At 66.1% G+C, this 22039-nt stretch carries 23 protein-coding genes; 7 read left to right on the top strand and 16 right to left on the bottom strand.

What is annotated here, in order from left to right:
• Positions 1-233: 233 nt before the first annotated feature.
• On the top strand, positions 234-2225 hold the full coding sequence (gene flgK, locus AC1D0O_RS04035; protein ID WP_477652267.1) for a flagellar hook-associated protein FlgK: 1992 nt from the start codon (positions 234-236) through the stop codon (positions 2223-2225).
• Positions 2226-2298: 73 nt separating this feature from the next.
• Positions 2299-3516, top strand: coding sequence for a flagellar hook-associated protein FlgL (gene flgL, locus AC1D0O_RS04040; protein WP_477652268.1), 1218 nt, complete (start codon positions 2299-2301; stop codon positions 3514-3516).
• Here flgL and AC1D0O_RS04045 read toward each other — a convergent pair.
• The 16 genes from AC1D0O_RS04045 to fliF form a co-directional block, all read right to left on the bottom strand.
• The gene (locus AC1D0O_RS04045; RefSeq protein ID WP_477652269.1) at positions 3503-3991 is read right to left on the bottom strand and encodes a hypothetical protein; all 489 of its coding nucleotides are present in this window, start codon (positions 3989-3991) and stop codon (positions 3503-3505) included. The genes flgL and AC1D0O_RS04045 overlap by 14 nt on opposite strands.
• 126 nt (positions 3992-4117) lie before the next feature.
• On the bottom strand, positions 4118-4633 hold the full coding sequence (locus AC1D0O_RS04050) for a hypothetical protein (RefSeq protein WP_477652270.1): 516 nt from the start codon (positions 4631-4633) through the stop codon (positions 4118-4120).
• 158 nt (positions 4634-4791) lie between these two features.
• A complete protein-coding gene (locus tag AC1D0O_RS04055) occupies positions 4792-5625 on the bottom strand; it encodes a hypothetical protein (protein ID WP_477652271.1) in 834 nt (277 codons plus the stop codon).
• Between the two features lie 303 nt (positions 5626-5928).
• Positions 5929-6723 (bottom strand): flagellar biosynthetic protein FliR, encoded by a 795-nt coding sequence (fliR, locus tag AC1D0O_RS04060; RefSeq protein WP_477652272.1) that lies wholly within the window; start codon positions 6721-6723, stop codon positions 5929-5931.
• A 29-nt stretch (positions 6724-6752) separates the two neighbouring features.
• Positions 6753-7022, bottom strand: coding sequence for a flagellar biosynthesis protein FliQ (gene fliQ / locus AC1D0O_RS04065; RefSeq protein WP_477652273.1), 270 nt, complete (start codon positions 7020-7022; stop codon positions 6753-6755).
• Positions 7023-7040: 18 nt separating this feature from the next.
• Positions 7041-7745, bottom strand: coding sequence for a flagellar type III secretion system pore protein FliP (gene fliP, locus AC1D0O_RS04070; protein WP_477652799.1), 705 nt, complete (start codon positions 7743-7745; stop codon positions 7041-7043).
• Positions 7746-7818: 73 nt separating this feature from the next.
• Positions 7819-8316 (bottom strand): flagellar biosynthetic protein FliO, encoded by a 498-nt coding sequence (fliO, locus tag AC1D0O_RS04075; RefSeq protein ID WP_477652274.1) that lies wholly within the window; start codon positions 8314-8316, stop codon positions 7819-7821.
• Complete coding sequence (gene fliN / locus AC1D0O_RS04080) at positions 8313-8768, bottom strand: flagellar motor switch protein FliN (protein ID WP_477652275.1); 456 nt, start codon at positions 8766-8768, stop codon at positions 8313-8315. The genes fliO and fliN overlap by 4 nt, the downstream gene beginning before the upstream one ends.
• Positions 8761-9765 carry a flagellar motor switch protein FliM gene (fliM, locus tag AC1D0O_RS04085; protein WP_477652276.1) on the bottom strand — a complete coding sequence of 335 codons (1005 nt, stop codon included), beginning with the start codon at positions 9763-9765 and terminating at the stop codon, positions 8761-8763. Before fliM ends, fliN begins: the two co-directional genes overlap by 8 nt.
• 48 nt (positions 9766-9813) lie before the next feature.
• Positions 9814-10302: a flagellar basal body-associated protein FliL gene (gene fliL / locus AC1D0O_RS04090; protein ID WP_477652277.1), complete on the bottom strand. Its 489-nt coding sequence runs from the start codon at positions 10300-10302 to the stop codon at positions 9814-9816.
• Positions 10303-10414: 112 nt separating this feature from the next.
• Positions 10415-11800: a flagellar hook-length control protein FliK gene (locus AC1D0O_RS04095; protein ID WP_477652278.1), complete on the bottom strand. Its 1386-nt coding sequence runs from the start codon at positions 11798-11800 to the stop codon at positions 10415-10417.
• 25 nt (positions 11801-11825) lie between these two features.
• Positions 11826-12281 carry a flagellar export protein FliJ gene (gene fliJ / locus AC1D0O_RS04100; RefSeq protein WP_477652279.1) on the bottom strand — a complete coding sequence of 152 codons (456 nt, stop codon included), beginning with the start codon at positions 12279-12281 and terminating at the stop codon, positions 11826-11828.
• A 47-nt stretch (positions 12282-12328) separates the two neighbouring features.
• Positions 12329-13762 (bottom strand): flagellar protein export ATPase FliI, encoded by a 1434-nt coding sequence (gene fliI, locus AC1D0O_RS04105; protein WP_477652280.1) that lies wholly within the window; start codon positions 13760-13762, stop codon positions 12329-12331.
• Positions 13755-14540 carry a flagellar assembly protein FliH gene (locus AC1D0O_RS04110; protein WP_477652281.1) on the bottom strand — a complete coding sequence of 262 codons (786 nt, stop codon included), beginning with the start codon at positions 14538-14540 and terminating at the stop codon, positions 13755-13757. Before AC1D0O_RS04110 ends, fliI begins: the two co-directional genes overlap by 8 nt.
• Positions 14533-15528 (bottom strand): flagellar motor switch protein FliG, encoded by a 996-nt coding sequence (gene fliG, locus AC1D0O_RS04115; protein WP_477652282.1) that lies wholly within the window; start codon positions 15526-15528, stop codon positions 14533-14535. The genes AC1D0O_RS04110 and fliG overlap by 8 nt, the downstream gene beginning before the upstream one ends.
• On the bottom strand, positions 15518-17209 hold the full coding sequence (fliF, locus tag AC1D0O_RS04120) for a flagellar basal-body MS-ring/collar protein FliF (protein WP_477652800.1): 1692 nt from the start codon (positions 17207-17209) through the stop codon (positions 15518-15520). The genes fliG and fliF overlap by 11 nt, the downstream gene beginning before the upstream one ends.
• A 363-nt stretch (positions 17210-17572) precedes the next feature.
• Between fliF and fliE the strand changes: the two genes are divergently transcribed.
• The 5 genes from fliE to fliS all read left to right on the top strand — a co-directional run bounded on the left by fliE (position 17573) and on the right by fliS (position 22035).
• Positions 17573-17890, top strand: a complete 318-nt coding sequence (gene fliE / locus AC1D0O_RS04125; protein WP_477652283.1) for a flagellar hook-basal body complex protein FliE — start codon at positions 17573-17575, stop codon at positions 17888-17890.
• 169 nt (positions 17891-18059) lie between these two features.
• Positions 18060-19394 carry a FliC/FljB family flagellin gene (locus tag AC1D0O_RS04130; RefSeq protein ID WP_477652284.1) on the top strand — a complete coding sequence of 445 codons (1335 nt, stop codon included), beginning with the start codon at positions 18060-18062 and terminating at the stop codon, positions 19392-19394.
• 133 nt (positions 19395-19527) lie between these two features.
• Positions 19528-19893 carry a flagellar protein FlaG gene (locus tag AC1D0O_RS04135; RefSeq protein WP_477652285.1) on the top strand — a complete coding sequence of 122 codons (366 nt, stop codon included), beginning with the start codon at positions 19528-19530 and terminating at the stop codon, positions 19891-19893.
• 140 nt (positions 19894-20033) lie between these two features.
• Positions 20034-21476, top strand: a complete 1443-nt coding sequence (gene fliD, locus AC1D0O_RS04140) for a flagellar filament capping protein FliD (protein ID WP_477652286.1) — start codon at positions 20034-20036, stop codon at positions 21474-21476.
• A gap of 16 nt (positions 21477-21492) precedes the next feature.
• Complete coding sequence (gene fliS / locus AC1D0O_RS04145) at positions 21493-22035, top strand: flagellar export chaperone FliS (protein ID WP_477652287.1); 543 nt, start codon at positions 21493-21495, stop codon at positions 22033-22035.
• Positions 22036-22039: the final 4 nt, after the last annotated feature.

Below are 22039 nucleotides of genomic sequence, written 5' to 3' on the forward strand. Positions count from 1 at the left end.
CGCATCAAACACTACCGATTCATCCAAACCGGGAGAGCCCTCACCCTAACCCTCTCCCAGGGGGAGAGGGAATGGGGAAGGAATGGGAACAGGAGGGAATTTGATCAGGAATGGCCCTCAAGTTTCCCCAGGCCCGGCCGTTATCCCTCTATATATATGCAGTGAGCGCCGGCACTCCCAGGCGCTCCCCAGGAATTGCCAGGCGCAACCCGCCGCCGTGAAAGACCCGATTTATGTCCAATAACATGTTCTACACCGGGCTCAGCGGCCTCAACGCCGCCCAGGCCGCGCTGGTGACCACCGGCCACAACACCGCCAACGTCAATACGCCGGGCTACAGCCGGCAGTCGGCGCAGATCGCCTCGGCCGGCGGCACCTACCGTGCCAGCGTCGGCTTCTTCGGCAGCGGCGCCAAGGTGGCCGACGTGACGCGCAGCTACGACGCCTACCTGTCCTCGCAGCTCAACCAGGCGCAGTCGCTGAACCAGTCGCTGACGACCTACTACACGCAGATCAGCCAGATCGACAACCTGCTGGCCAACCAGAAGGCCGGCCTCGCGCCCCAGCTGCAGTCGCTGTTCACCAACATCCAGGCTGTCGCCAACACGCCGGCCGACCCCGCCGCGCGCCAGCAGCTGATCAGCTCCGCGCAGGCCACGGCCAACCAGTTCCGCTCGATGGACCAGTACCTGACCGGCCTGAACAGCACCACCAACGACCAGATCTCCGGCACGGTGGCGCAGATCAACACCTATGCCGAGCAGATCGCCAGCCTCAACAAGCAGGTGGCGATGTTCAGCAACGCCTCGGGCGGGCAGGCCCCCAACGACCTGCTGGACCAGCGCGACCTGCTGGTCAACCAGCTGGGCCTGCTGGTCGGCACCAAGCTGGTGGTGCAGGACGGCGGCCAGTACAACATCACCATCGGCAACGGCCAGACCCTGGTGCTGGGCGACAGCGCTACAAAACTCGAGGCCGTGCGCTCCGCCGCCGACCCCAGCCGCATCGCCGTCGCGGCGGTGAACGCGGCCGGCCGCGCCGTCGAGCTGCCGGACAGCATGCTCAGCAGCGCCGGCATGCTGGGCGGGCTGCTGCAGTTCCGCAATGAGACGCTGGCGCCCGCGCAGAACGCTTTGGGCCGCATGGCGATTGCACTGTCGGACGCCTTCAACGCCCAGCACAAGCTCGGCATCGACCTGAACGGCGCGCTGGGCGGCAACTTCTTCTCGCAGGCCAGCCCCAGCCTGGTGGCGAACAGCCGCAACACCGGCAACCTGGTGATGACGCCTTCGTTCTCGGACAGCAACCAGCTGACCACCAGCGACTACCGCCTCGATGTGGGCGCCGGCCCCAGCTACACGCTGACCCGCCTCTCGGACAACCAGGTCATCCCCATGACCGCGGGTTTCCCGGGCGCGGCACCCGCGAACACCACGACCTTTGACGGTGTCACGCTCACGCTGGGCAGCGGCGCCGGCGCGCCCGGCGACTCCTTCCTGATCCAGCCGACCCGCAGCGGCGCGCGCGACCTCAACGTGCTGGTGACCGACCCGGCCAAAATCGCGGCGGCCTCGCCCATCGTGACCGGCAACACGGCGGCCAACCAGGGCAGCGGAAAGATCAGCGCCGGCAAGGTCGACGCGGCCTACCCCGGCACGCCGCTGGCCGCGAAGGTGACGCTCACTTACGACGGCACCATCAACCAGCTGTCGGGTTTCCCGGCGGGCGCGGCCGTCACCGTGACGCGCGCCGACGGCACACCCGACCCGGCGAGCCCTTATGTGCCCGGCGCCTCCGTCAACTACACGCCCGGTGCGACCATCAGCTTCAACGGCATCAGCCTGACCATCAGCGGCACGCCTTCCAACGGCGACAGCTTCACCGTGGACAAGAACACCGGCGGCATCTCCGACGGCGGCAATGCCCTGTTGCTGGGTGCGCTGCAGAACAAAAAGACCATGGGCAACGGCACGGCCAGCTTCAACGATTCCTATGCCCAGCTGGTCAGCAGCGTCGGCAACAAGGCCAGGCAGATCCAGATCGCCGGCACCGCGCAGACCAGCCTGGCCACGCAGATCCGCGGCGCCCAGCAGTCGGTCTCGGGCGTCAACCAGGACGAGGAAACCGCCAACCTGCTGATGTTCCAGCAGATGTACCAGGCCAATGCCAAGGTCATACAGACGGCTTCGACCATGTTTGACGCAGTGCTGGGCATCAGCCACTAAGCGCTCACTTACCCAGACACAAGCACAGCAGCACAGCAGCCACAGGCACTACAAGCGCCACCAGGAGTTCATGATGCGTATCAGCACCCAGTCTTTCTACGAACAAAGCCAGACCGCCATGGGCTCGCAGCAAAGCAGCCTGCTGCGCGTGCAGCAGCAGATCGGCGCCATGACCAAAATCCTCGCGCCCTCGGACGACCCGCTGGGCGCCACGCGCGCGCTGGCGGTCTCGCAGTCCATCGCGCTGAATTCGCAATACGCCACCAGCCGCAAGCAGGCCGAGCAGATGCTCTCGCTGGAAGAGAATTCCCTGCAAAGCGTGACCACCGTGCTGCAGAACATCAAAAGCCTGCTGGTCGAGGCCGGCAACGGCACCATGACCGACGCCGACCGCGGCACGCTCGCCACCACGCTGCAAAGCGCGTTTGACCAATTGCAGGGCCTGGCCAACACCGACGACGGCAACGGCCAGTTCCTGTTCGCCGGCTTCAAGAGCGGCAGCCCGCCCTTTGTGAAGCAGCCCGACGGCAGCATTCTTTATGCCGGCGACCAGGGCCAGCGCCTGATGCAGGTCGACGTGTCGCGCCAGATGGCCGGCAGCGACGACGGCCGCAGCATTTTCCAGAGCGTGCAGGGCGGGGCAGGATATGTCAGCGTCGCGCAGGCCGGCAACACCGGCAGCGGCGTGTTCGGCGCGACCTCGGTGGTCGACATTGCCGACGCCAATTACGGCAAGGACTTCGTCATCACCTTCACCACGCCGACCACCTACCAGGTCGACACCAACACCGTGCCGCCGGTGTCTATCGTGCCCTCCACCGCTTTCACCGCGGGCAGCCCCATCCAGTTCGGCGGCCTGCAGCTCAGCATCACCGGCGCCCCCGCGGCGGGCGACAGCTTCCATGCCTCCACCGCCAAAAACGCCGGCACCGACGTCTTCGCCACCATCAGCGCCGCGATCACGGCGCTGCGCTCTCCGGTCGACGGCGCCGGCCCAGGCGCCCAGTCCAAACTGCTCAACGCCCTGAGCACCGCCAACCGCAAAATCACCAACGCCCACGACAACGTGATCACGGTGCGCGCCTCGGTCGGCACCCGCCTGCAGGAGCTCGACGCCCTGGGCGACACCGGCGACAGCCGCGCCCTTTACGACAAAAGCTACCTCTCAGACCTGCAGGACCTGGACTACGCCAGCGCGATCGCCGAGTTCTACCAGCGCCAGACGGCGCTACAGGCCAGCCAGCAGACCTTTGTGCGGATCCAGCAGATCGCGTTGTTTAACTACCTGTAGGTGTAGTGTGGGCGGCCGGTTTGGCCCGGCCAGGCGCGGACTTCTTCAGTGCCTGGTACTCGCCATTGATATCTTCCAGAAACAGCTTGCCTGTTCCCAGGTCTACCAACATAGTGAATCGGCGTTCAAAACGGTTCAGCCTGTCGACATAGACCGTCACGCTTTGGTGGCATCTGCCTTTCCATAGCTCCGGTTGATCGATGCCGTCCAGGTTGACGACGCGACCGACCGGCGTCGCCTGTTTTGCCTCGCGTTGAACGGTTTTGAACGCGTCGGTGCGCTCCACAAGCTTTCGCGCTTTTTGTTGGGCGGCTTCGGAGAAGATGCAAACGAGCTTGGCAGGGGCCTCAGCCGCCGGACTGCCCGCGGCCTTCTCGTTGGGCTTCGCGACTGATGTTGCGGTATGCGAAAAAATGAGGAGTACAAGGGCAATGTTGACGGAGGAAATCCGGCTTCGAAGAACTTCAAGTTTCATGCTGCCCCCTCTTTTTGGCCTTCACGCCATCCCGAAAAGTTATCGCACTTTTTTAAGCCCAATGGGGCGTCATCCCTTGCCGCCCGGCTTTGCCCAGGGAAGTTTCACGCATGGTGCTCTTCCATGTCAATTGGAAACGGCCTGGATAGCCGCACGGCCTATTCGCAGAACCAGCACAAAAAGAGCCACCGCCACCAGACCGCCGACACCGGCCTGCATCCAGAAACCCGTGGTCAGGCTGCAGCTTTCAAGTTCAAAAGCCTTCGCAAGTGCTGAGCCCACGGGGGCGGCTTTGCAAAATTCCTCTTGGGGGTTGTGAAGCAAGGCCGCAATCGCCAGGAAAAAAGCGAACGCTTGAGAGAGCCCAATGGCGATCATGTCGGCCAGCGTTGGCCTTTTCCCGCTCAGTGCGGTGATGACCAGCGAGACCGCCATACCTATCGCTAAGGCCAGCAAGGCCGAAGCCATCATCTCAAGCGAGATGCCGAAGCTGGGAAATCGTGCCAGCGCCGCCCTGAGATCCAGCTGAAGAAGAAGGCATAGGGATGCAATTGTCACGAAGCCTGGCGTTAGCAGCAAGGCCAGGCCCAAGGAAGACAGTGGCCTGAGTGACTGGTTGAGACTATGTGAGAGCGTCGGCATGGTCGCTTGATTCTTTCACGTCCGTGGATTCATGAACAGGGGCATCTGTCACCTTGTAAATAAACACGTGGCCGGGCAGTTGGCCCGGCAAGCGCGATTGCCTAGTGCTAGTTGGCCGTATAGCCGGTAGAGGTCTAGCTGCTATACAGAATGCAGACTTATTTTTGAATCTCCTCGAAGGGGCTGATGTTTTCCAGTTTCTTTAATGAATCAGTCAGATGATCAAAGGCCCAACTGTCGTTGGTCACCTGCCGCTTCATTCTTGTTAGGTCAGCTTCCAGTTCGGCACCCACGGCATCTGAATTTCGGTCGGATTTTTCTTTTGCAAGATGGATTGCTTTATTGAGGTTGGAAACCCTTAACAATCGCAAGGTGTGACCAGAACGGAAGTGCACCGGAAACTGCGGTCCCAGCTGGTACGGCAGTTCCCTGACCACGCTCACTCGGGTTAGAAATTTCACATATCGCTTGTCGAGGTCTATTGCCACCCAACGGTCAATCTGGTTGTTGATCACGCTCTCCCCCCAGCGAGGGAATTCGTCATAGTGGACGCGGCTACGAAAACCCTCGACTTTTTCAAAGCGTTTTCGCTCAAAGGACCAGCGTTCGTACTCAAATGCACACATCGATGGAGTACCAACTACTTTGACTTCTGGTCCCCCCTCTTGGCTTGCCTTAACTAGCAGTAGTTCCGCCCGCACCGGCACAATCACCACGAGTTCTTGCTCGTCTTCAAAATAAGGATCTTTGGGCTCGATGGCACGCACAATCATTTGACTTGCACAGTCTAGATAAGCTTGGTCTTTCCACATCGGAGACTTCACTTCTCGGCCATAGAAACCCCGCTTGGGCCGGGCATCCTCGTCCAAAATACCCTGGATATGCTGCTTCGCAGCCTGCAACTTCGACTCGTTGCTTGCCCGGTAGTCACCCTGCGCATTGGCGGGGCACGCCAGCGAGAAAATCGCCGCCAAAAAAAAATAGCTTTTCATCAGTACTTTTCCCTTGTTGGAATTTAGATTCGACAGTTGCAGGACGGGTACCTGGCCTTGGTGCTGGTTTTCATCGCTTCCCTATCCTCGAAAAAATTCCCTTCTCCTATGAAGAGGAGGACATGTTGTCGCTTGCAGCGCCAATGGCAGTCCGACATGTGTGAGCAGCCGGGCTTTGTTTGGCGACGCTGAACGGTATGCGAGCGCGCGAGGAAGGGCGGCGCGGATTGTCCGCACGCAGTCATTGTTTGTTCGAATTATCGAAAACGGCTTGCGTTTAAGCCAGGTCTATGCTCATGAACACTACTGCCGCAAACCCTGCAAAACCCCCATCGTTCCCGCGAAGGCCGCAGCAAAACGCGGTTCCAGGAAGGGCCCGAGGTATTGCATCAGCAGCTGCAGCATGGCGATGCCGGCCAGCAGCGTGATCGGAAAACCGACCGCAAAAATGCTGAACTGCGGTGACACGCGGTTCAGGATGCCCATCGCCAGGTTGAGCGTGAGCAGGGTGGCGATCAGGGGCAGGGCCAGCATCAGGCCGCCGGCAAAGATCTCGCCGCCGGCGTTGGCCAGCAGGAACCAGCCGCCTGCCGCCAGCGGTGCGTCGGAAATCGGCAAGGCCTGGAAGCTTTCAGCCAGCACCATGACCAGCATTAAATGGCCGTCGACGGCGAGAAAAATCAGCATGGCCATGACGTTGAGCAGACGGGCAATGACCATGGTGTTGCCGCCGCTGGTGGGGTCGAAGAAGGACGCGAATGAGAGGCCCATCTGCAGGCCGGCGTATTCACCGGCGGCTTGCACGGCCGCGAAGACCAGGCGCATCGAGAAACCCATGGCCGCGCCAATCAGGATTTGCTGGACCAGGATCCAGAAGCCGGCGGCGGAGACCAGGGGCACGGCGGGCGGCGCGCCCAGCGTGGGCGCGACCACAATGGCCAGCAGCGCGGCCAGGCCGACTTTGGTCCTGCGCGGCACGGCGGCTTCGCTGAAGATGGGTGCGGTGCTGATGAGGGCCAGCATGCGCACAAAAGGCCACAGGAAAAACACCAGCCAGAGGTTGAGCTGGCCGGAGGTGACCGAAAAAACCGGCTGCATGGGCCTGGGTCGAACTGTGTCGCGCCGTGTCAGCCGACGATCTGCGGAATCGACGAGAACAGGTTGCGCATGTAGTCGAGCACGGTGCCCAGCATCCAGGGCCCGGCAATCACCAGCGTGGCGAACACGGCCAGCAGCTTGGGGATAAAGGACAGCGTCATCTCGTTGATCTGCGTCGCGGCCTGGAACAGGCTGATCAGCAGGCCGGTGACCAAGGCCACCAGCAGCAGCGGCGCGCCCAGCAGCAATGAGAGTTTCATGGCTTCATAGCCCAGCGCCATGACGGATTCGGGAGTCATGTATGTCCTTGGTGTGCGCTAGAGATAAAAGCTCTGCGCCAGCGCGCCTATCAGCAGCTGCCAGCCGTCGACCAGCACAAACAGCATGAGCTTGAAGGGCAGCGAGATGGTGGCCGGGGGCACCATCATCATGCCCATGGACATCAACACACTGGCAACCACCAGGTCGACGATGAGGAAGGGGATGAAGATGGTGAAGCCGATCTGGAAGGCGGTCTTGAGTTCGCTGATGACAAAGGAGGGCAGCAGGATGCGCAGGCTGACATCTTCGGGGCCGTCGAGCTTCTCGATATTGGCGAGCCGGGCGAACAGGGCCAGGTCGGCTTCGCGGGTCTGCTTGAGCATGAACTGCTTGAAGGGTTCGACGCCGCGCTCCAGGGCCTGCTCGACGCTGATCTTGTTCTCGGAAAAAGGTTTGTAGGCGCTGGCGTGCACTTTGTCGAAAACCGGTGACATCACAAAAAACGTCAAAAACAGCGAGAGACCGACCAGCACCTGGTTGGGCGGCGAGGACTGCGTGCCGATGGCGGTGCGCAGCAGGCCCAGCACGATCAGGATGCGCGTGAAGCTGGTCATGGACAGCAGCAGCGCCGGCAAAAAAGACAGCGAGGTCAGCAGCACCAGGGTTTGCACGCTGAGCGACCAGGTCTGGCTGCCGCCCGGGCCTTTGGTGCTGGTGATGCCGGGCAGGCCCTGGGCGGATGCGGCCTCGGGCAGCAGCATGAGCGCGATCACGATGAACGCAGGCAGCAGCAGGGCCGCGCCGGCGCGCAGGCCGGCAAGCTTGTTCTTCATCTCAGTCGCGTTTCTTGAGCTTGTTCAGCGATTCGAGGAGTCGGTTCGAGAAAGCGCTGCCGGGGCCGGTGAAGCGCTGGGGCGCGGGCACCGCGTCGCTGTCGGGGAGGTTGCCGGGCAGGCTTTGCGCGGGCATGGTGTGCAGCGCGCGCACCTGGCCGGCCGCCACGCCCAGCACCAGCCACTGGCCGCCGACTTCGACGACGACCACACGTTCGCGCTGGCCGACCATGGCGCTGGAGACGACCTTGAGCAGACGGCCGCTGCCGCCGGCCTGCAGGCCGAAGCGCCGCGCCAGCCAGGCGCAGCCAAAAATCATCGCGACCACAAAGGCCAGGCCCAGTCCGGCCTGCAGCAGGCCGGCGGCGCCGAAAGAGGCGCGCACGGGCTCGGCGGCGGCCGCGGGCACGGTGGGCAGCACCGCGCCGGCCGACAGGCAGAGGCCGGCCAGCAGCAGGGCGGCGAGCCCGCGAACCACGGTACGGAACACAGGCTTCATCGGTTCAGCTTCTGCATGCGTTCGGACGGCGTGATGATGTCGGTCAGGCGTATGCCGAACTTGTCGTTGACGACGACCACTTCACCCTGCGCGATCAAATAGCCGTTGATGAAGACGTCCATGGGCTGGCCGGCCAGGCCGTCGAGCTCGACGACCGAACCCTGGGACAGCTGCAGCAGGCTCTTGATGGTGATGCGGGTGCGGCCGAGTTCGGTGGTCAGCTGCACCGGCACGTCGAGCACGCGGTCTATGTCGCCGCGGGCGATCTCGAAGGCGGCGTTGCCCTGCAGCGGCTGGAACACGCGCTCGCCGGCCGCGGTGGAAGGCGGCGGGGGCGCAGGGGGCGGCGGAGGAGGCGGCGCGGCGGCGGCGCTGGACTGCGCCTGCTCGGCGAGCGCGCTGCCCCAGTCGTCGGCGTCGGCCGCCGGCTGCTCTTTGCTGTCTTCACTCATGGTCTTTTCCCTTGCTGGAGTCGCTGTCCTGGTGGTGGATCATTTTTTCCACACGCAGGGCATAGTGGTTGTTGGAGGTGCCGTAGCCGCATTCCATGACGGGCACGCCGTTGACCTTGCCGATGATGGTGTCCGGGATCTCGACGGGCAGCACGTCGCCGGCCTGCAGCCTGAGCAGCTGGCCTATGCTGGACTGCAGGGTCAGGAAGTGGGCGCGCAGCTCGACCTCGGCGCTCTGCACCTGCTGCGAGAGCTGCTTGACCCAGCGCTTGTCGATCTCGATCTCGTCCTGCAGCGGATTCGACAGCAGGTCGCGTATCGGCTCGATCATGGAATAGGGGATGCAGACGTTGAGCGCCCCGCCTATGGGGCCGAACTCGATCTGGAAGGTGGTGTTGATGACCACCTCGTTGGGCGCGACGATGTTGGCCAGCTTGGCGTGCATCTCGGCGCGCACGTATTCGAACTCGAGCGGGTAGACCGGCTGCCAGGCGCCGCCGTAGCTCTCCAGCGTGAGGTTGAGCAGGCGCTTGATGATGCGCTGCTCTGTCTGCGTGAAGTCGCGGCCCTCGATGCGCACATGGTAGCGGCCGTCGCTGCCGAACAGGTTGTCGACGACCAGGAACACCAGCTTGGGGTCGAACACGAACAGCGCCGTGCCGCGCAGCGGCTTCATGTGCATCATGTTGATGTTGGCCGGCACCGGCAGGTGGCGTATGAAGTCGCCGTATTTCTGGATCTGCACCGCGCCGACCGAGATGTCGGCGCTGCGCCGCATGAAGGTCAGCAGCGCGCCGCGCAGGTGGCGCGCGAAACGCTCGTTGATGACCTCGAGCGTGTGCATGCGGCCGCGCACGATGCGCTCGTCCGTGCCGAGGTTGTAGGTCGGCGGGCCCGCGGGGGCGGGCGGCTTCGGGCTGGCCGTGCCGGCGTCACCGGTGACGCCCTGCAGCAGCGCATCTACCTCGTCCTGCGAGAGCTGCTGTTCATAGGCCATGGGCGGATTTCATTGGGCGTCGTTATGGCGAATAGGTGCAGGCGATGCTTACTGCAGCATGAAGGTGGTGAACATCACGCTGGAGATCTTCAGCGAGGGCAGGTTGGGCACCAGGGGCTGGTTCAGCGCCGCCATGATTTCGGTGGCGAGCTTGGCTTTTTCCTCGGGCGTGATCAGCGCGTCGGAGGCGCGGTTGGACAGCACCGTGAGCAGCCGGCTGCGCACTTCGGGCAGGTACTGGGTGACCAGGGCCTGGGATTTGGCGTCGGGCACCTTCAGCGTGACGGCCGCATGCAGGAAGCGGCTGCGGCCGCCCGGCTGCAGGTTGACGGTCATGGGCTCCAGCGCCACGAAGAGCGGCGCGGCCGGCAGGGTGGCGGCGGGCGCGGCCTCGGCGTTGCGCTGGTTGCTGAGGTACCAGGTGGCGCCCGCGGCCGCGGCGGCGGCCAGGACCGACAGGGCGATCAACAGGGCGATGAGTTTGGGCGAGGGCTGGCGCGAGGTGAGGGTCTTCGCTGGGAGTGTGCTGGTAGCCATGGCGGTGTGGGTTTGGGTTGGTCAATCGATTGTTGGGTAAAACACCGGCCGGGCATCGCCGGAGCAGCAGGGGGAAAACGCTTCAACTTCGGCATTTGCCGGGCGCGCTTGCTCAGGCGTAGGTGTCCACCTTGCCGCGCGGGTGCACCGGCGCGGCGGCCGTGGGGGCCGGGGCCGCCGCATCGGCCGTCAGGTAGCCCGGCGGGGTGCGGGGGTTCTGTGCGCCCGGCTGGCCGGGCCGTCCGTCCTGGCCCTGGGCGAAGGCGGGCTGCTGCTGGCTGCCGGAGTTGACCGAGGTGTCGCCCAGGCTGATGCCGTTGTCGGCCAGCGTGCCGCGCAGCTGCGGCAGCGCGGCTTCGACGGCGGCGCGCACCGAGGCATGCGCGGACACAAACAGCGCCTGGACCTGGTTGTCGTTCATGCTGAGCGTGACCTTCAGTGGACCCAGGCCCGGCGGGTTGAGCTGGAGCTCGGCCACCTGCTCGCCGGCCTTGCCCATGTGCAGCATCTGCCGGCCCAGGGCCTGGCCCCATTCGCCGCTGCCGACTTCGGGTGTGAGTGCTGCCTGACTTGGGGTGGGCGCCGCGGGCTGGCTGGGAGCCAGGGCATGGTTTTGTGCCGGGGCGCTTGCCGCGCCGACCGTGAAGCCCGGGCTGGCCGCCGGTGCATCGGTTGCAGCGACCTGGCCGGCGGCTGCCGGGGCAGAGGCTGCGGTGACGTCGGCAACTGCCGGGCCGGCTGCATCGTTAGCCGCCGCCATGACGGGTGCCTTGCTTGCGCCGGGCTTTTGTTCGACGCGGGTGTCAGTGCCCAGCGCCTCGCGTGCCTCATCGCCGGGCCGCTCGTCGTGTGCTGAAAATTGTTTGGCCTGGCCAACATCGGATGTTGCGGCCGGCGTCATGGCTTTGGTTGCGGGCAGGTCCAAGGCGGCTTCGTCGTTTGTGGGTGCCAGGGTCGTGGCCGGAGCTTCCCGGCCCTTTGCGGGTGCGGCGGGCGCAACAGGCAGGCCGGAGGCGAGCAGGGCTTGCGGCGCGGTGGCTTCGGTGTCGCCGCCGAGGCTGGCATCGTTTGCCGCTGCGGCGGCTGCCGGTGCGGTGGTGGCGGTCGAGGCTTCCGCGGTGGCGGTGGCGCTCAGGGGCGTAGTCGCGTTGCCGCCGGCGATAGCGGCAGTGCCGGCCTCGGCGCCTGCCGCCTTGGTGATGCGTGTTTCCAGTGGCACAAACAGCAGCGCGGCGGTGTTGATCGCTTCGGGCGCGTCGGATTTTTTGTCGTCAGCGATGCGCTTGACGGGCACGGACGCGGCGGGCTTGCCGCCGGCCTTGGCGGGCGCTTCACCGGAGGCCGCGAGCGAGCGCGACAGCACGTCGCCAAAACTTTCGCCGTCGCCCTGGGCGGCTTCATCGCCGCGGCTGGATGATGCGGAAGAAGCCGAGGATGCGTTGCCGGTTTGCGCCGGGGCGGGGGCGAGAGGGGAGAGGGTAGGGGGGAGCAGGGACATGGCTGTTTCTCGCAGGTCTATCTATTCAGTGGCCCTGCAGGCTGGCGCGCATATAGAACTGGCGCGCGCTGCGTTCGTCGCTGTCGCGCTGCTCGCGTTTGTTCTGCACGGCCATTTCCTGCAGGCGCACGCGGCCGGCCAGGGTGTCGAAGGAGTTGAGGCGGCGCTGGCTGTTCTGCCAGTCGCCGCGGCCTGTCGCCAGCCGCGTGTCGGCCTGCACGGTGACGGCGCGCTGCTGTTCGATGGCGGCATCCAGCGTGGCGATGAAGTTGCGGAAGTTGCGCAGCTGCGCGGCCGGCACACCCGCGCCCATCTGCACCTGCAGCTGGTCCAGGTATTCCTGGCGGTAGCGCTGCAGCATCTCGAGTTTTTCGGCCGCGCTGGTGTGCGCGGTCTGCAGCTGGCCTAGGCGGCGCGTGGCTTCGTCGGTCTTGTTCTGCGCCAGTTCGATCAGCGTGGCGAGCGGTAGCTTGTTGGGCATGACGGGATTCCCGGGTTCGGTTGGCGGTTAAGAAATCAAGGTGAGGCTCAGGCCTGGAAGATCGCGTTGAGCTGCGCCGTGGCATCGCCGTGGCCCACGCGCTCTTCCATGGTCTGCTGCAGAAAGGCTTCTACCCGGGGATAGAGGGCAATGGCCTGGTCCAGCTGTGCGTCGTGGCCGGGCGCGTAGGCGCCGACGCTGATCAGGTCGCGGTTGCGCTGGTAGCGCGACAAGGCCTGCTTGAAGCTGCGCACGGCCTGGAATTGTTCGGGCGTGATCAGCGCCGTCATGGCGCGGCTGATGGAGGCCTCGATGTCGATGGCTGGGTAGTGGCCGGATTCGGCCAGGCTGCGCGAGAGCACCACGTGGCCGTCGAGGATGGCGCGCGCCGAGTCGGCGATCGGGTCCTGCTGGTCGTCGCCCTCAGTCAGCACGGTATAGAAGGCGGTGATGGAGCCGCCGCGGCCTTCGGCATCGCGCGCGCCGTTGCCGGCGCGCTCCACCAGCGCGGGCAGCTTGGCGAAGACCGAGGGCGGATAGCCCTTGGTGGCGGGCGGCTCGCCCACGGCCAGCGCGATCTCGCGCTGCGCCATGGCGTAACGCGTGAGCGAGTCCATGATCAGCAGCACGTTCTTGCCTTCGTCGCGAAAGTATTCGGCCAGGCAGGTGGCATAGGCCGCGCCCTGCAGGCGCAGCAGCGGCGAGGTGTCGGCCGGTGCCGCGACCAGCACGGCGCGCGCCATGCCTTCCTCGCCCAGGGTGTTCTCGATGAAGTCCTTGACCTCGCGGCCGCGTTCGCCGATCAGCCCGACGACGATGACGTCGGCGCTGGTGTAGCGCGCCATCATGCCCAGCAGCACGCTCTTGCCGACACCGGAGCCGGCGAACAGGCCCATGCGCTGGCCGCGACCGACAGTCAGCAGCGCGTTGATGGCGCGCACGCCGACGTCGAGCACGCTGTCGATGGGCGCGCGGGTCAGCGGGTTGATGGGTTTGGCGGCCAGCGGCACCTCGCGTGAGAAATCGAGCGGGCCGCGGCCGTCCAGCGGCCGTCCGGCGGCGTCGACCACGCGGCCCAGCATGCCGGCGCCCACCGGCAGGCGTTTGGTGCGCGGGCCCAGGCCGCCGGCATGGCCCGCGGGCGATTCCAGCGCATAGACGCGGGCGCCGGGCAGCAGGCCGTCGACCTCGCTTTGCGGCATCAGGAAGATGCGGTCGCCGGCGAAGCCGACGACTTCGGCCTCGGCGGTTTTTTGCGGATAGCCGGGCGGCAGCTCGATCAGGCAGTCGCTGCCGACCGGCAGGCGCAGCCCGACGGCTTCGAGCACCAGCCCGACGGCGCGTGTGAGCCGGCCGTAGCTGCGCACCGGCACGCTTTGCGCCACCGAGGCGCGCGCCTCGTCAAGCGCGCCGTGCCAGGCGCGCAGCGGCGCGGCGGCCGGAGCGGCAGGAGCAGCGGCTGCGACGGGCAGTTCAGACATGGATCGCCACCGGCGTGTGCATGGCGGTTTTCACCAGGGCCGCGGTGACGCGCTCCCAGCGGCCCGGCAGGCTCGCGTCCTGTTCGCCGCTGGCCGCCAGCACGCGGCAGCCGCCGCGCTGGCAGGCGGCGTCGCTGCGTATGCGCCAGCCGGCGGCCTGCAGGTCCTCGGCCAGGTGCTGGCGCACCAGCGCCGCGTCGTCGGGATGCAGCACCAGCTGCGGTGAGCCGCTCAGGGCCGGCTCGGCCTGCAGCAGTTCGCGCACCACCGGCAGGATGGCGCCGGTGTCCAGCGCCAGGGCCTGGCCCAGCACCTGGCGCGCGATGTCCAGCGCCAGGGCCAGCAGGTTTTCAGAAATTTCGTGCTCGGCGCCGTGCAGCGCGGCCGGCAGCGCCAGGGCCAGCGCGCGCAGCTGCGCGGCTTCTGCATGGACTTCGGCCATGGCGTCCGTGCGGCCTTGCGCCTGGCCGCGGTCGTAGCCCTGGCGAAAGCCTTCGGCCTCGCCGGCCTGCAAGGCCTGCAGGCGCAGCTGGGCCAGCTCGACGTCGTTGATCAGCACCTCGGGCTTGAGCGGCGCGACCACGGGCGCCGGTTTGGGCTCGGGGGGGAGCGCGGGCGCGGCATCGGACTCCTGCGCGATGGCCGTCATCTCCCAGCGCTCCCATGCGGTGAGCGCTTCCTTGGTGCCGTTGGCCCGGCGCGCGTAGGGCGGCTCGGTGGCCGGCCTGTCCGCGGCGGCGCGCGGCGGCAGATGCGTCAAAGGCGGCCGGTTATACATAGGAGTCGTTCCCCGGGCCGCCGAGCACGATCTCGCCGGCGTCCGCCAGGCGGCGCACGATCTGCAGGATGCCCTTCTGCTCGTTCTCGACCTGCGAGACGCGCACCGGGCCGCGCATCTCGATGTCCTCGCGCAGCATCTCGGCGGCGCGCTGCGACATGTTCTTGAGGAACTTCTCGCGCAGCTCCAGCGGCGCGCCCTTGAGCGCGATGATGAGCGACTCCGATTCCACTTCCTTGAGCAGCAGCTGCACGCTGCGGTCCTCGAGCTCGAGCAGGTTCTCGAACAGGAACATCTCGTCGATCATCTTCTGCGCCAGCACCTCGTCGTGCTCACGCACGTGCTTGATGACGCTTTCCTCCTGCGCGCTGCTCATCATGTTGACGATCTCGGCGGCCGCGCGTATGCCGCCCAGGCGGCTGCGTTTGACGCCTTCGCCGGACAGCATGTCGGTGAGCACGTCGGTCAGCTCCTTCAGGGCGGCCGGCTGCACGCCGCCGAAGGTGGCCACGCGCAGCACGGCGTCGTGGCGCACGCGCTCGGGCAATTGTTCGAGCACGTCGGCGGCCTTGTCGCGGTCCAGGTGCACCAGCAGGGTGGCGATGATCTGCGGGTGTTCGTCGCGGATCAATTCAACGACCTCGGTGGCTTCGAGCTGGTTCAGCCGGTCTATGCCGCTGGTCGAGCTGTCGGGCTGGGAGATGCTTTCCAGCAGGTCGGCCGCGCGGGTGTTGCCCAGGGCCTTGTTGAGCACGGCGCGCAGGTAGCTGCCGGCATCGACGTGGGTGGCGGAGTACTGCTCGGTTTCCTCACGGAACTCGCGCAGCACCTCGCCGACCTCGTCGCGCCTGACCTGCGCCAGCCCGGCCATGGCCTTGCCCAGGGTGTGGACCACGTGCTGCGGCAGGTGCTGCAGCACGCTGCCGGCGCCGGCCTCGCCGAGCGACATCAACAGAATGGCGCTTTTGCGCGTGCCTTCATCCACCATTTTTTTCCGTCCAGTGTTTGATCAGCATGGCCACCATGGCCGGCTCCTTGGCTGCCATGTCCTGCGCGTACTGCAGGTTGGCCTCGTGCCGGCGCTTGCGCTGCTCCTGCTGTTCGCGGGCCTGCGCCTGCTGTTCGGCTGTTTCGCCCTCGGCCGGTTCGCTGTCCAGGCCCTCCGCGGCCGCTGCCGCCGAGGCCGAGGCCGAGGCCGGCTGCAGGTGCTTGCGCAGCAGCGGCCGCAGCACGGCCAGCCACAGGTAGAGGGCGAGCAGGCCGAGCAGCAGGTACTTGATGGAGGACTTGGCGATCTCGACGTTCTCGGGCTGGCGCCACAGCGGCAGCTCGGGGGTTTCGGTGTCGGACGCGAAGAGGCTGTTGACGACGTTGAGCGAGTCGCCGCGTTCGGCGCTGAAGCCCATGGCCTGGCGCGCCAGGTTGCGGATCTGCTCGAGCTCGGCGGCCGTCAGCGCCGCGCGCTTGCCGGCGGCGGCGCCGTTGCCGCGGTAATTGACCACCACTGCGACGGACAGGCGCTTGATGCCGCCCGCGCCCTGCTGGGTGTGGCGTATGGAGCGGTCGACTTCGTAGTTGGTGGTGACGTCCTTGCGCGAATTGCCGCCGGCGCCGGCGCTGCGCGGGGCCGTGCCGGCCGAGCCGAGTTCGGCGCTCATCTTGAGCTGGGCCGCGGGTGCCGCGCCGGGCGGCGTGGCTTGCTTGATCTGCGAGGGTGCGGTGATGGGCGCGACCGGGTCGGGCGGCGGCTGGTTGGTCAGCGCGCCTGGCACACCGGTGGCCGGGCCGTTGCCGAGCTGGCCGGATTCGCTGGACTGCTGGCTGCGGATGGCCGCGCTGCCGGGTTCCTGGTTGGGCCGGAATTTCTCGTCGGTGTTCTCGACGATGGAAAAGTCGATGTCGGCGGCGACCTGCGCATGCACATTGCCGGCGCCGAGTATGGGCTGCAGGATGGCCTCGATGCGGCGTATGTAGCCCAGCTCTATCTCTTGTGTGTACTTGAGCTGGCTGACGTCCAGGCCGCGCGTGCCGGCGTTGGCAGCCGAGAGCAGGTTGCCGGCCTGGTCGACCACGGTGATGCTTTTGGCCGAGAGCTCGGGCACGCTGCTGGAGATCAGGTGCACGATGGCGCTGACCTGGCCTTCGTCGATGCTGCGGCCGCGGTGCAGGCTCAGCACCACGGAGGCGCTGGGTTTTTTCTGGTCGCGCACGAACAGCGAAGGCTTGGGGAGTGCCAGGTGCACGCGCGCCGATTCGACGGCGGAGATGGAGTTGATGGAGCGCGCGAGTTCGCCTTCAAGCGCGCGCTGGTAATTGACCTGCTCGGCGAACTGGCTGGTGCCGAACTTCTGGGCGTCCATCAGTTCGAAGCCGACGGTACCGCCCTTGGGCAGGCCCTGGGCGGCCAGGCGCAGGCGCGCCTCGGGCACTTTGTTGGAAGCCACCAGCAGCGCGCCGCCGCCTTCGGTGAACTTGTAGGGGATGTTCATCTGCTGCAGCGACGCGATGATGGCGCCGCCGTCGCGGTCGGACAGGTTGCTGTAGAGCACGCCGTAGTCGGGCGTGCGGCTCCAGAGCCACAGCGCCGCGATGGCGGCCACCGCGGCGGACGCGCCGATCATCAGCGGCAGGCGCGGGTTGGCGCGCAACTGCTCCAGCCAGGGCGGCATCCTGGACGGGGCCGCCTCGGCGCCCAGCACGGCGGTGTTCACGCGCTCACCCGGCTACGCACGCATGCGCGGCGTGGAGCCGGGGCTGGCCTGGAGGCTGGCGGCGCGTGCGGCCGGGCGGGGTGGCTGAAACAACAGTTGGCATACAACAGGTCTTATTCAAAGGCGAAGAACTCGACCGGCATGGCGGGCATAGGGGTGCACGGAGCCGGTCCTTGTGAAGAATTGTCAGAGCCGGCCGGCCTTCCCGATCCGCTGAATAGCCGGGGCTTTTGCCGTCTTTTGGCCTGATGCGCGCGCCGGCCCGCTGGTACGCTTCAAGCCGTTCATCAAGCAAGGGGCGCCCATGCGCCGGGAAAACACATGTCGATCACATCCATTGAGTCCGTACTCCAGCAAATGCGCGTGCTTGCGCAGTCGTCGGGCATGTCCGCGCCGGCCGGCCCCGAGGCCGCCTCCGGTGGCTTCGCCGGCGAGCTGAAGAAGTCGCTGGAGCGCATCAGCGACAGCCAGCAGCACGCCTACAGCCAGGCCGAGGCCTTCGAACTCGGCAAGCCCGGCGTGGCGCTCAACGATGTGATGGTCGACATGCAGAAGGCCAACATCGGTTTCCAGATGGGCCTGCAGGTGCGCAACCGCGTGGTCGCGGCCTACCAGGAAATCATGAACATGCCGGCCTGACGAGCGGTGTTGGCGTGCGATGCGATTTATTTTCCAGAGCGCGCTAAAGGTTTGGCTGGGCCCGGCCGATAACCTGGACAACGGTGGCTTGCAGACTGTCAAGACAGCAAGGCCAGCGTGACGGCAAGTTAGCCGGAGTCCACAACCTCATGTAATCCAGGAGTCCCTCATGGCCCAAGTCATCAATACCAACTCGCTTTCCCTGCTCACGCAGAACAACCTCAACAAGTCGCAGTCGTCGCTGAACACCGCGATCCAGCGCCTGTCTTCCGGCCTGCGCATCAACAGCGCCAAGGACGACGCGGCCGGCCAGGCCATCGCCAACCGCTTCACGGCCAACATCAAGGGCCTGGCACAGGCTCAGCGCAATGCCAACGACGGCATCTCGCTGGCGCAAACCACTGAAGGCGCGTTGACCGAAATCAACACCAACCTGCAGCGCATCCGTGAACTGGCCGTCCAGTCCAGCAACGGTTCCAACTCGACCGCCGACAAGGCATCGATCCAGGCTGAAATTACCCAGCGCCTGGCTGAAATCGACCGTACCTCGGCCCAGACCGATTTCAACGGCGTCAAGGTGCTGGCCTCCAACAGCAAGCTGTCCGTCCAGGTCGGCGCCAATGACGGCGAGCGCATCGACATCAACCTCAAGAAAATCGACTCGACCAGCCTCGCGCTGAACTCGCTGACGGTGGCGGACAACGCTTTGCCCGTCGGCGGCGCGATCACCGCCGTCAATCAGGCTGCGGGCACGGCTTCCTCCAATGTCGACCTGTCCGCTGCCGCGACCACGCTGACCACGTCCACCGGATCGACGGTCTCGGCTTCGGACCTGTCGCTGCATGAAGTGCAAACCGCAGCCGGCGTCGGCACGGGCGCCTTTGTGGTCAAGTCCGGCGACGACTACTACGCCGCTTCCGTCAACCGCGCCACCGGCGCGGTGCAGCTGAACACGGCTGTCCTCAAGTTTGCCGACGCGGCGAACGGCATCGCCACGGCAGCTTCCGTGACCCTGGCCGCCGCACCCGTCAAGGTGGGTGTTGACGCCGCCGGTACCGTCACGGCCTTTGCAACCGTGCAAGGCAAGAACTACACCACGGCGCAAATCGACACGGAAGCCCTGGTCGATGGCGGCGCAACGGTCACGGCCATTGCTGCCGGTGCCGCGGTGATCGAGCTGAGCACGGCGGGCGCGACGACCGCGACGGCTGAATTCGCCGGTGCCAGCACCGCGAATCCGCTGGCCAAGATCGATGCGGCGCTGAAGCAGGTCGATGACCTGCGCGGCTCGCTGGGTGCGGTGCAAAACCGTTTTGACTCGGTGATCTCCAACCTGGGCACCACGGTGACCAACCTGTCTTCCTCGCGCTCACGCATTGAAGACGCGGACTACGCGACCGAAGTGTCCAACATGACGCGCGCCAACATCCTGCAACAGGCCGGCACCTCCGTGTTGGCCCAGGCCAACCAGACGACCCAGGGCGTTCTGTCCCTGCTGCGTTAATCGCGCACGGCACGCCTGCTCCGGCAGGCGTGCCTGGTTTTTGTGCAAGCCAGGCGGCTTCGTCCGCCTGCGCTAGGCACTCCCGCTTGAAGTCAGGCGGGAGTGCCTAGCGATTTTTCAGAGGAGAGCCCGCATGACGATTCCCGCGAATGCCGTGACAGCCGCTGCGTGGCGCGATGCCGCGCCGCCGCCGGCGGCCTCTTCCTTTCCTTCCGGTGCACCCGGCCGCGCCGGCGCGGCCCGCGAGATCCCCGCCGAAATCCGGGCCGCCGCCGCGCCCGAGCGCGAGCGCAGCGCGCTGGCCGAGATCAATGAGTCGCTGCGCATGTCGGCCATCGGCGTGCAGTTCGAGTTCGACAAGGAGGCCGACACCATGATCGTCAAGGTGGTCGACGTGGAGAGCGGTGAGCTGATCCGGCAGATGCCTTCGGAAGAGGTGGTGCGGATCTCGAAGGCGCTCGGCAAGTTACAAGGCCTGCTGGTCCATCACGCGGTATGAGCCTCTCAAAAACCCTCCTGGCGTTGTTGCGGCCGCCTTGCCGTGCTGTAGCACTGTCTGCGGCGTCGCGCCTAGCCAGGACCGCTTCGCTGGGTTTTGTGAGTGGCTCTTGATTGAAGAATATTTGAGGAGAATTTTGTATGGCATCGGTTTCAAGTTTGGGTATCGGGTCGAATCTTGACCTGGCGAGCCTGCTCGCCGACCTCACCAAGGCGGAAAGCCAGCCGCTGGTGCTGCTGCAGAAGCAGCAGATCAGCTACACCGCCAAGCTGTCGGCCTACGGCACCCTGCAGAACGCGCTCAGCACGCTGCAGACGGCGGCCGCCAAGCTGGGGGAAGCCAGCCTGTTCAAGGGCGTCAAGGCCGTGTCCAGCGCCACCGAGGTGCTCGCGGCCACCGGGGCGGCCACCGCGCCCGCGGGCAACTACCTGGTTGACGTGACCCGGCTGGCCAGCGCGCAGTCGCTGGCCGCGGCCGGCGTGGCCGACACCAAGGCCGCCGTGGGCAAGGGCACCGTCACCATCGACTTCGGCACCATCTCCGGCGGCACGCTGGACGATGCCACCGGCACCTACAGCGGCGCGACCTTCACGCCCGATGCCGCGCGCGCCGCCAAGTCCATCGTGATCGACGACAGCAACAACTCGCTCGAAGGCCTGCGCGACGCGATCAACGCCAAGGCCGACATCGGCGTGACGGCCGCCATCGTCAACGACGGCGGTGCCTCGCCCTACCGCCTGGTGCTCACCTCCAAGGAAACCGGCGTGGCCTCGAGCATGCGGATTTCCGTGGCCGGCGATGCCAGCCTGCAGGCTCGGCTCAACCATGACCCTTCCGGCGCGCAGGCCATGCGCCAGACGGCGCTGGCCGGCAACGCGGAGCTCAAGGTCAACGGCATTCCGGTGACCTCCAAGACCAACACGGTGGTCGACGCCGCGCCTGGCGTCACCATGACGCTGGGAAAAATCGGCACGAGCACGCTGACGGTTGCCCGCGACACTGCTGCGGTCGAAGCGGCCATCACCGGCTTCGTCACGGCCTACAACAGCCTGCAGACCACGGCGGCCCAGCTGACCAAGTACGACACGGAAAAGCAGACCGGCGCGGCGCTGGTCGGCGACTCGACGCTGCGCACCATCCAGACGCGCATACGCGCGGCGCTCAACACGCCGCAGGCCGGCGAGCTCAAGGTGCTGTCCAAGGTCGGCGTGAGTTTCCAGAAAGACGGCACGCTGGCCTTTGACTCCGGCAAGCTGAAGACCGCGCTGGCCGCCGACGCGGGCGCGGTGTCGGAGTTGTTCGCCGGCAACGGCACCACGGGCGGCGTCGGCAAGCAGGTGTCCTCGCTGCTGGACGGTTTCACCAAGGCCAGCGGCATGATCAGCGCCGCGACCACGGGCCTACAGACCACGCTGAAGTCGCTGGACAGCCAGTACACCGCGACCGCGAGCCGGGTCGACGCGACGGTCGCGCGCTACAAGGCGCAGTTCACCCAGCTGGACCTGCTGGTGTCGCGCATGACCTCCACCGCCAACTACCTGACCCAGCAGTTCGCCAACATGAGCGGCAATTCGAGCAAATAAGCCAGCGGGATTTTCGATGCATACCCAACCCCACACCCAGCCCCTCACGCAACCCCTTACCCAACCGCTGACCCAGCCCTGGGCCTACCAGCCGGGCGCGAATGCCTACCGCCCGGGCGCCAACGCCTACGCCAGGGTGGGCACCGAGAGCGCGGCCATGAGCGCCTCGCCGCACCAGCTGATCACCATGCTGTTCGACGGCGCCAAGACGGCCATCGCGATGGCGCGCCACCACATGGCGAACAAGGACATCAGCGCCAAGGGCCAGGCCATCTCCAAGGCCATCAACATCGTCGACAACGGCCTGAAGGCCAGCCTGGACGCGGACGCCGCCGGCGTGGCCGGCGCCCAGCTGGTGGCGGACCTGTCGGCGTTTTACGCCTACGTCACGCAACGCCTGCTGTATGCCAACCTGCGCAACGACCCGGCGCTGCTGGACGAGGCCGACCAGCTGCTGGACAGCGTGAGCTCGGCCTGGCGCGAGATCGATCCGCAGCGGCCGCAGCCGCTGCAGGTGCCCGCCGCCCCCGCGCTGGCGCGTTTTTCCGCGGGAGCTTGACCTT

The organism is Polaromonas sp. P1_F2 (genome assembly GCF_056405735.1).

What these genes read in the sequence shown, in the direction of transcription:
- fliE (WP_477652283.1), top strand. Translation starts at nt 17,573, where the DNA reads ATGTCGATCACATCCATTGAGTCCGTACTCCAGCAAATGCGCGTGCTT.
- AC1D0O_RS04095 (WP_477652278.1), bottom strand. Translation starts at nt 11,800, where the DNA reads ATGTCCCTGCTCCCCCCTACCCTCTCCCCTCTCGCCCCCGCCCCGGCG.
- fliR (WP_477652272.1), bottom strand. Translation starts at nt 6,723, where the DNA reads ATGCAGCCGGTTTTTTCGGTCACCTCCGGCCAGCTCAACCTCTGGCTG.
- AC1D0O_RS04135 (WP_477652285.1), top strand. Translation starts at nt 19,528, where the DNA reads ATGACGATTCCCGCGAATGCCGTGACAGCCGCTGCGTGGCGCGATGCC.
- fliD (WP_477652286.1), top strand. Translation starts at nt 20,034, where the DNA reads ATGGCATCGGTTTCAAGTTTGGGTATCGGGTCGAATCTTGACCTGGCG.
- fliG (WP_477652282.1), bottom strand. Translation starts at nt 15,528, where the DNA reads ATGGTGGATGAAGGCACGCGCAAAAGCGCCATTCTGTTGATGTCGCTC.
- AC1D0O_RS04055 (WP_477652271.1), bottom strand. Translation starts at nt 5,625, where the DNA reads ATGAAAAGCTATTTTTTTTTGGCGGCGATTTTCTCGCTGGCGTGCCCC.
- flgK (WP_477652267.1), top strand. Translation starts at nt 234, where the DNA reads ATGTCCAATAACATGTTCTACACCGGGCTCAGCGGCCTCAACGCCGCC.
- fliO (WP_477652274.1), bottom strand. Translation starts at nt 8,316, where the DNA reads ATGAAGCCTGTGTTCCGTACCGTGGTTCGCGGGCTCGCCGCCCTGCTG.
- AC1D0O_RS04130 (WP_477652284.1), top strand. Translation starts at nt 18,060, where the DNA reads ATGGCCCAAGTCATCAATACCAACTCGCTTTCCCTGCTCACGCAGAAC.
- fliM (WP_477652276.1), bottom strand. Translation starts at nt 9,765, where the DNA reads ATGGCCTATGAACAGCAGCTCTCGCAGGACGAGGTAGATGCGCTGCTG.
- flgL (WP_477652268.1), top strand. Translation starts at nt 2,299, where the DNA reads ATGCGTATCAGCACCCAGTCTTTCTACGAACAAAGCCAGACCGCCATG.
- AC1D0O_RS04110 (WP_477652281.1), bottom strand. Translation starts at nt 14,540, where the DNA reads ATGTATAACCGGCCGCCTTTGACGCATCTGCCGCCGCGCGCCGCCGCG.
- fliL (WP_477652277.1), bottom strand. Translation starts at nt 10,302, where the DNA reads ATGGCTACCAGCACACTCCCAGCGAAGACCCTCACCTCGCGCCAGCCC.
- AC1D0O_RS04045 (WP_477652269.1), bottom strand. Translation starts at nt 3,991, where the DNA reads ATGAAACTTGAAGTTCTTCGAAGCCGGATTTCCTCCGTCAACATTGCC.
- fliJ (WP_477652279.1), bottom strand. Translation starts at nt 12,281, where the DNA reads ATGCCCAACAAGCTACCGCTCGCCACGCTGATCGAACTGGCGCAGAAC.
- fliI (WP_477652280.1), bottom strand. Translation starts at nt 13,762, where the DNA reads ATGTCTGAACTGCCCGTCGCAGCCGCTGCTCCTGCCGCTCCGGCCGCC.
- fliN (WP_477652275.1), bottom strand. Translation starts at nt 8,768, where the DNA reads ATGAGTGAAGACAGCAAAGAGCAGCCGGCGGCCGACGCCGACGACTGG.
- AC1D0O_RS04050 (WP_477652270.1), bottom strand. Translation starts at nt 4,633, where the DNA reads ATGCCGACGCTCTCACATAGTCTCAACCAGTCACTCAGGCCACTGTCT.
- fliP (WP_477652799.1), bottom strand. Translation starts at nt 7,745, where the DNA reads ATGCTGCTGCCCGAGGCCGCATCCGCCCAGGGCCTGCCCGGCATCACC.
- fliQ (WP_477652273.1), bottom strand. Translation starts at nt 7,022, where the DNA reads ATGACTCCCGAATCCGTCATGGCGCTGGGCTATGAAGCCATGAAACTC.
- fliF (WP_477652800.1), bottom strand. Translation starts at nt 17,209, where the DNA reads ATGCCGCCCTGGCTGGAGCAGTTGCGCGCCAACCCGCGCCTGCCGCTG.
- fliS (WP_477652287.1), top strand. Translation starts at nt 21,493, where the DNA reads ATGCATACCCAACCCCACACCCAGCCCCTCACGCAACCCCTTACCCAA.